Below are 8,457 nucleotides of genomic sequence, written 5' to 3' on the forward strand. Positions count from 1 at the left end.
AAGGAATAGGAGCGTTTACGTAATGAAGAAAACCAAAATCGTTAGTACGTTAGGACCAGCAAGTAATAGCGTGGAAATTATTTCACAATTAATCGAATCTGGAGCTAATGTTTTCCGTTTTAATTTCTCTCATGGTGACCATGAAGAACAATTAGGCCGGATGAATATGGTAAGAGAAGCAGTGAAGAAAACTGGTAAAGATGTCGCTATCTTATTAGATACAAAAGGGGCAGAAATCCGGACTACTGTTCAAGATACAACTGAAGCAGACTTCGGTCGTGCCGGTTATATCCAATTCAACGTTGGAGATACAACACGTATCGCGATGGATCCAGAATTAAAAGGAACTAAAGAAAAAATTGCTGTAACTTACCCAGGCTTGTTCGATGACGTTCACGTTGGTGGTCACATCTTATTCGATGATGGTTTAATCGACATGGAAATCACTGAAAAAGACGAAGCAAACCGCGAATTAATCGTCGTAGTGAAAAATGCTGGTATGTTAGGTTCAAGAAAAGGTGTTAACGCTCCTGGCGTTTCAATTAGCTTGCCTGGTATTACTGAAAAAGATGCAGACGATATTCGTTTTGGCCTAGATAACGATATTGACTTTATCGCGGCTTCATTTGTCCGTAAAGCACAAGACGTTCTTGAAATTCGTGAAATTTTAGAAGAAAAGAACATGACACATGTTCAAATCTTCCCTAAAATTGAATCACAAGAAGGTATTGATAATATCGATGAAATCATCAAAGTTTCAGATGGTATTATGGTCGCTCGTGGTGACATGGGTGTTGAAATTGCGCCAGAATTAGTACCAATGGTGCAAAAACGTATTATTCAAAAATGTAATGCTGCTGGTAAAGCTGTTATTACAGCAACTCAAATGTTAGAATCTATGCAACAAAATCCACGTCCAACACGGGCAGAAGCTTCTGACGTTGCGAATGCTGTCTTTGACGGTACAGATGCAACAATGCTTTCTGGTGAATCTGCAAATGGTGACTACCCAGTTCAAGCAGTAGCTACAATGGCTCGTATTGACGTTGAAGCTGAAAAAGCTTTATCAGAATTAGGTTCATTCCAAATCAATGAATTTGATAAAACTGATGTTACTGAAACAATTGGTTTATCTGTGGCTCGTGCAGCGAAAAACTTAGGTGTTAAAACAATCGTTGCTGCAACTGAATCAGGTTATACAGCTAAAATGATTTCTAAATACCGTCCAGATGCAGACATCTTGGCTGTTACATTTGACGAACGTACAAAACGCGGTTTAATGCTTAACTGGGGGGTATTCCCAACAGTTGCACAAAAACCAACAACAACAGATGAAATGTTCGATTTAGCTGCTAAAAAAGCTGTTGAATTAGGTTTTGCTAAAGAAGGCGAACTAATCTTAATTACAGCCGGTGTACCAGTTGGCGAACGTGGAACAACAAACGTTATGAAGATCCAATTAATCGGTTCTAAACTATTAGACGCACAAGGTGTTGGTGAAAGAACGGTTGTCGCAAATGCAGTTGTCGCTAAATCAGCTGAAGAAGCAAATTCTCGTGCTAAAGAAGGAATGGTCTTAGTTGTACCAACAACTGACAAAGATTACATGCCTGCATTTGAAAAAGCTGCTGCAGTTATCGTTGAAGAAGGCGGCCTAACTTCTCATGCTGCTGTTGTGGGTATCGCAAAAGATATTCCAGTTATCGTTGGTGCTGCTGATGCAACAACAACAATTCAAGATGGTGAATTAGTCACTGTTGACCCTCGTCGTGGTATTGTATACCGTGGTGAAACAACAGCTATCTAAGAAGCTATTTAGCTCTTTATTACTAGAACGAAGTAGTCTAGGCTACTTCGTTTTATTTTTTGAAAAGGTGTCAAGAAAATTTCATTGACAAGCTAAAATACTCCCTGTATAATAGCTTTTGTTGCTTAGAGGTGATAAAAATGAAGTGGTCTTTATTGGAATTAAACAAATACCATGAAACGCCGTTAACTTTTTCAGAGACATTGGATTTGAAAAAAGAATTAATGAAACGGGACAATCAAATACTAGATATCACTCCCATTGAAGTAAGTGGGCTTGTTACTGTATCAAAAAGTGATTATCTTATTCATTACACACTGAAGGCGACGTTGACGCTTCCTTCATCAAGAAGTTTAGACCCAGTTGATTTACCACTGGATTTAGTTGTTGACGAAGTTTTTATGACGCCTGAGCAGTTGCAAATGCGGACTGAACTGATTTCAGAAGAAGAGGTCTTGCTTATTGAAGGTCAGACAATCGATTTGGATGAATCAGTGGCTGACAATATCTTGTTAGCAATTCCGTTGCAGGTTTTAACAAAAGAAGAAGAACTCTCCAACCAAATGCCTGCTGGGCAAGATTGGGAAGTCATCTCTGAAGAAGACTATCTGCAACAAAGAGAAACAGCCGCACCCAAAATTGATCCTCGTCTTGCGAAATTATCAGAACTGTTTAATACAACAGAAGATGATGATAAGTAAGATTGGAATAAATAGCAATCTATTTATAGCTTGCTTTTCATAAACAAGGAGGTGTAACAAATGGCAGTACCAGCTCGTAAAACATCTAAAGCTAAGAAAAACAAACGTCGTACTCATTACAAATTGACTATCAACGGTTTGAACGAATGTCCAAACTGTGGTGAATTGAAAAAAAGCCACCACGTATGTGCCAACTGCGGTTACTACGATGGCAAGGACGTAACGACTAAAGAAGCATAATTCATTTTTTTGAGAAAATGAATGAAGAAAACCCGCAAAGCTAACCATGGAGCTTTGCGGGTTTTTATTTTGTATTTTTAAAATTACGAGCAAAGACAAAGCAAGAAACAATAGTCGATTTTTGGCTGTGTTGTATTTTATTTACCCCATTGTAATTTATAGCCTCCTTTAGTTTGAAAGCAAGGCTTTTTACGTTATAATAGAAAAGATTAAAGCTACTAGGAGGAACTCAAAATGACAAAACAGCAAATTGGTGTTGTCGGCATGGCCGTCATGGGGAAAAACTTAGCCCTAAATATTGAAAGCCGTGGCTATTCAGTAGCGTTGTTCAACCGAACAGCTGCGAAGACAGAAGCGGTAGTAAAAGAACATCCAGATAAGAAATTTAAAGCGACGTATACAATTGCAGATTTTGTCGAAGCAATTGAAAAACCACGCCGGATTTTGCTAATGGTTAAAGCAGGTGCGGCAACAGATGCGACAATTAAAGAATTATTACCTCATTTGGATAAAGGTGATATTTTAATCGACGGTGGCAACACTTTCTTCAAAGATACGATCCGTCGAAATGAAGAATTGGCTAACTCTGGTATCAACTTTATAGGTACGGGTGTTTCTGGTGGCGAAGAAGGCGCCTTAAAAGGTCCTTCTATTATGCCTGGCGGACAAAAAGAAGCGTATGACTTAGTAGCACCTATTCTAGAACAAATCTCTGCTAAAGCAGAAGATGGTGCGCCATGTGTAACCTATATCGGACCAAATGGTGCAGGTCATTACGTGAAGATGGTTCATAATGGAATTGAATATGGTGATATGCAATTAATTGCCGAATCTTATGATTTAATGAAAAATGTGTTGGGACTTTCTGTTGCTGAGATGGCTGACATTTTTAAAGAATGGAATGAAGGGGAACTTGATAGTTATCTAATTGAGATCACCGCGGACATTTTAACAAGAAAAGATGATCTTGGTACAGGCAAACCAATTGTCGATGTTATTTTAGATGCTGCTGGTAATAAGGGTACCGGTAAATGGACAAGCCAAAGTGCATTAGACTTAGGGGTGCCACTACCGCTCATTACGGAGTCTGTTTTTGCGCGCTATATCTCTGCTTACAAAGAAGAACGGGTAGCTGCAAGCAAAGTCCTACCTGCTCCAGCGAAATTTAACTATCAAGGCGATAAAAAAGAATTGATTGAAAAAATTCGTGAAGCTTTATACTTCAGTAAAATTATGAGTTATGCACAAGGTTTTGCGCAATTACGTACCGCATCAAAAGAATACGATTGGGACTTGCCTTTTGGTGAAATTGCTAAAATTTGGCGTGCGGGTTGTATTATCCGTGCCCGTTTCTTGCAAAAAATCACCGATGCTTATGACCATAAACCAGACTTAGAAAACTTGTTACTAGATGATTACTTCTTGGAAATTACCAAAAAATATCAGCAAGCCGTACGCGAAGTAGTCGCTTTAGCAGTCCAAGCAGGTGTTCCTGTGCCTACATTTTCTTCGGCAATTGCTTACTTTGACTCTTATCGTTCGGAACGTTTGCCAGCAAATATTATCCAAGCGCAACGGGATTATTTTGGGGCACATACTTATGAACGGACAGATAAAGAAGGAATTTACCACTACAGCTGGTATCATGAAGAATAAGTAAAAAACAATGAAAATTTGAATAATTCTAATTTGTTTATGGGAAAGACTGTTGGTGTTTTTGAAAATATCAACAGTCTTTTTTTATCTTTAGCGAATAAAAGTGGTATCTCGTGTGACTTTTGACGATTATTAACCTACTAATAAGATTTTCAGATACCTCTTTTTTCTTTCATAGTTTCATGGTAAAATGACTATAGTATTTTAATAAAAAAACAACTATTTTTTATTACAAAAAAATATAAAGAAAAGGGATCTAAAACCAAATGAGTAATATTTTAATTATTGAAGATGAAAAGAACTTAGCTCGTTTTGTTGAACTAGAGTTGACGCACGAAGGGTATCATACTGAAGTTCATTACAACGGACGGACTGGTTTAGATGCAGCACTAAATAATGACTGGGATGCAATTTTGTTAGACTTGATGCTACCAGAATTAAACGGTTTAGAAGTTTGTCGCCGTGTGCGCCAAGTTAAAAACACACCAATCATCATGATGACAGCGAGAGATTCTGTTATTGATCGCGTATCTGGTCTTGATCATGGCGCAGATGATTATATTGTAAAACCTTTTGCAATTGAGGAATTACTAGCTCGTTTACGTGCATTACTTCGCCGAATTGATATTGAAGGGGATAAAAATGTCGCAAAACAAACGACTATTACTTATCGTGACTTAGTCATCGAAAAGGAAAACCGTGTCGTTCGTCGTGGCAATGAAGTAATTGAATTAACTAAACGAGAATATGAATTACTATTAACCTTAATGGAAAATGTGAATGTTGTTTTAGCCCGCGATGTTTTATTAAATAAAGTTTGGGGATATGAAACAGAAGTCGAAACAAATGTAGTCGACGTGTATATTCGTTATTTGCGTAATAAAATTGATGTTCCTGGGGAAGAAAGCTACATCCAAACTGTCCGGGGAACTGGTTATGTGATGCGCTCGTGAGCAAAAAAAATAGAACTTTTAACAAAGAACTGAAAGGCCCATCCTTAACAATTAAGTGGGCCTTTGCAAGTTCTTTCTTTATATTTATCGTCTTTACGATTTTTGCGGTTATTACCTATAAGTCTTCGATTAACTTAATCGTAGCTAAAGAACGACACAATGTAGAAGAAGTCATTTCAGAGGTCACTTCCCGCTTGGCTAATGGACAAGAAGAATTGACAACGCAAAGTGCCTATTTTGCGATTGCAAAAATTTCCAATGAAGATCGTACGCCTGATGCTATTTCCCATTTAGATGGCGATATTTTACAACTTGATCAGTTTGTCTCAGAATTAGGGCAACCCGAATTAAACTTGTATGTCTACAACTTGAAAAAAGAGCCCATTTTAAAAACTCATGAAAATGATTTCGAATTAGTGCAGACAAAACGTAAAGAACCAACTATTATTACGATGAAAGGTTCAACTGGCTTTTTATCCATTCATCCAATCTTTTCCAAGGTGACAAGAGAAAAAATTGGTTATGCACAAACTTTTTATGAGTTGTCTTCTTTTTACGAAATTCGCAGTAAGCTATTATTAACTTTAATTATTTTAGAAGTAGTTTCATTAATTTTATCTAGTTTCTTAGGCTTTTTTTTGTCGACGTATTTCTTGAAACCATTAAAAGTTTTGCGCGATACAATGGATACTATCCGTAAAGATCCAGAATCTGATGCATATATGCCTAAAATTGACACCGATGATGAATTAGCAGATTTGGCGGATATTTTTAATGATATGTTAGAGAGGATGCGGATGTACATTGAACAACAAAAGCAATTTGTTGAAGATGTTTCCCATGAATTGCGAACGCCAGTAGCGGTTATAGAAGGACATTTAAGTATGTTGCAACGCTGGGGAAAAAATGAACCTGAAATATTAGATGAAGCCTTGAATGCAAGTCAACAAGAAATTAGTCGCATGAAAAGCTTAGTTCAAGAGATGCTTGATTTATCTCGTGCTGAACAAGTGGAGCTTCATTATGCAAATGAAGTAACGCAAGCAAAAGAAGTGACGTATCAGGTCTTTAATAACTTTAAAATGCTGTATCCAGAATTTACCTTTACGTTGGATGATGATTTAACAAAAGAAGAGACGTTAGCAATTTATCGCAACCATTTCGAACAAATTATTATTATTATTTTGGATAATGCCGTGAAATATTCAACTGAACGAAAAGAAGTACACTTAAAAATTGGAAAAAGTAACCAATTTTTTGAAATTGATATTCAAGACTTTGGCGAAGGCATCTCGGAAACAGACTTAGAAAAAGTTTTCCATCGGTTTTATCGTGTTGATAAAGCCCGTGCGCGCACAAAAGGAGGCAACGGCTTAGGTCTTTCTATAGCCAAGCAGTTAATTGACAGTTACAAAGGTGAAATTGTGGTTGATAGTGTTGTAGGACAAGGAACGGTGTTCAAAATATATATTCCAATTAAATAGTTTATTTCATGTGATAATTTTTCTATGGAATACCTGACTAGATATAGCTTTTTGCGGTTATGCAATAAAAGTTATATCTAGTCGGGTATTTTTTTGTCGTGAGATCTATTTGTTAGATTACGCCTTTAAAAAAATAGAAATCATTCCATAATTTTATGCGAATGATTTGTGAATTAAGAGGATTATTGTACGTCATTTGTTAGATGGAAATGCTTTATACGTCTGGGTTATGATAATAAAATTCGGTCGTGAAAAAAATCAAAATTTATTAGTGTTTTTTGTTGCTTTTTGGATTTAGAATTGCTATATTATTATTTGTTCCGAACAAATGCTATGTCTTAAAAAAAGTTAAAACTTTTACTTGACGTGCTAAATTGGGCATGATATTCTAATAAAGTTGTTGCGAATGAGTTGTTATTTACAACTAACAAAACAGTTCGAAAAAGTTGTTGACATCTGATTTTTAAGATGTTAAACTAACGAAGTCGCTGTTATTAAAAAGCAGGTTATTGAAATATCATTTCAAAAAGTTTTTAAAACTTTTTGAAAAAACAGTTGACAGAAAATAAGTCAGCTGATAAGATATAAGAGTTGCTGAAACATTTCAAAAAGCAATCAACTGCAAGTTAAATAAATACATTTAACTTCGCAAGTAGACCTTTGAAAACTGAACAAAGCAAGCAAACGAACCAATGTGTAGGGCGCTTTTTTATAGAAGCAAACAACATGCAAGCAATAGCTAGCAAAGTTAATTTTTATTTGAGCTTAACAGTCTATGACTGTTCAAACACTTTTTATGAGAGTTTGATCCTGGCTCAGGACGAACGCTGGCGGCGTGCCTAATACATGCAAGTCGAACGCTTCTTTTTCCACCGGAGCTTGCTCCACCGGAAAAAGAGGAGTGGCGAACGGGTGAGTAACACGTGGGTAACCTACCCTCAAGCGGGGGATAACACTTGGAAACAGGTGCTAATACCGCATAACAATACCAAACACATGTTTAGTATTTGAAAGGCGCTTTTGCGTCACTTGAGGATGGACCCGCGGTGCATTAGCTAGTTGGTGAGGTAACGGCTCACCAAGGCCACGATGCATAGCCGACCTGAGAGGGTGATCGGCCACACTGGGACTGAGACACGGCCCAGACTCCTACGGGAGGCAGCAGTAGGGAATCTTCGGCAATGGACGAAAGTCTGACCGAGCAACGCCGCGTGAGTGAAGAAGGTTTTCGGATCGTAAAACTCTGTTGTTAGAGAAGAACAAGGATGAGAGTAAAATGTTCATCCCTTGACGGTATCTAACCAGAAAGCCACGGCTAACTACGTGCCAGCAGCCGCGGTAATACGTAGGTGGCAAGCGTTGTCCGGATTTATTGGGCGTAAAGCGAGCGCAGGCGGTTTCTTAAGTCTGATGTGAAAGCCCCCGGCTCAACCGGGGAGGGTCATTGGAAACTGGGAGACTTGAGTGCAGAAGAGGAGAGTGGAATTCCATGTGTAGCGGTGAAATGCGTAGATATATGGAGGAACACCAGTGGCGAAGGCGGCTCTCTGGTCTGTAACTGACGCTGAGGCTCGAAAGCGTGGGGAGCAAACAGGATTAGATACCCTGGTAGTCCA

The 8,457-nt window shown here is 37.9% G+C and carries 6 protein-coding genes and 1 rRNA gene (1 of these 7 cut by a window edge); all 7 read left to right on the plus strand.

All coding sequences use genetic code 11. The features are described from left to right. Window positions 1-22: 22 nt before the first annotated feature. On the plus strand, window positions 23-1,807 hold the full coding sequence (pyk, locus tag P3T75_RS05065) for a pyruvate kinase (protein ID WP_206904587.1): 1,785 nt from the start codon (window positions 23-25) through the stop codon (window positions 1,805-1,807). Window positions 1,808-1,947: 140 nt separating this feature from the next. Then, the gene (locus P3T75_RS05070) at window positions 1,948-2,508 is read left to right on the plus strand and encodes a YceD family protein (protein WP_282462370.1); all 561 of its coding nucleotides are present in this window, start codon (window positions 1,948-1,950) and stop codon (window positions 2,506-2,508) included. A 60-nt stretch (window positions 2,509-2,568) separates the two neighbouring features. Next, a complete protein-coding gene (gene rpmF, locus P3T75_RS05075) occupies window positions 2,569-2,748 on the plus strand; it encodes a 50S ribosomal protein L32 (protein ID WP_010753256.1) in 180 nt (59 codons plus the stop codon). Between the two features lie 234 nt (window positions 2,749-2,982). Further along, the gene (gene gndA, locus P3T75_RS05080; RefSeq protein ID WP_206904577.1) at window positions 2,983-4,404 is read left to right on the plus strand and encodes an NADP-dependent phosphogluconate dehydrogenase; all 1,422 of its coding nucleotides are present in this window, start codon (window positions 2,983-2,985) and stop codon (window positions 4,402-4,404) included. Window positions 4,405-4,670: 266 nt separating this feature from the next. Beyond that, window positions 4,671-5,357: a response regulator transcription factor gene (locus P3T75_RS05085; protein WP_016171674.1), complete on the plus strand. Its 687-nt coding sequence runs from the start codon at window positions 4,671-4,673 to the stop codon at window positions 5,355-5,357. Then, entirely contained in the window at window positions 5,354-6,841 is a 1,488-nt protein-coding gene (locus tag P3T75_RS05090) for a HAMP domain-containing sensor histidine kinase (RefSeq protein ID WP_206904574.1), read from the plus strand. The genes P3T75_RS05085 and P3T75_RS05090 overlap by 4 nt, the downstream gene beginning before the upstream one ends. Window positions 6,842-7,633: 792 nt before the next feature. After that, window positions 7,634-8,457: ribosomal RNA gene (locus P3T75_RS05095) — 16S ribosomal RNA — on the plus strand; it runs 736 nt beyond the window's last position.

The sequence above is a fragment of the Enterococcus montenegrensis genome, from assembly GCF_029983095.1.
Classification (GTDB): Bacteria; Bacillota; Bacilli; order Lactobacillales; family Enterococcaceae; genus Enterococcus_C; species Enterococcus_C montenegrensis.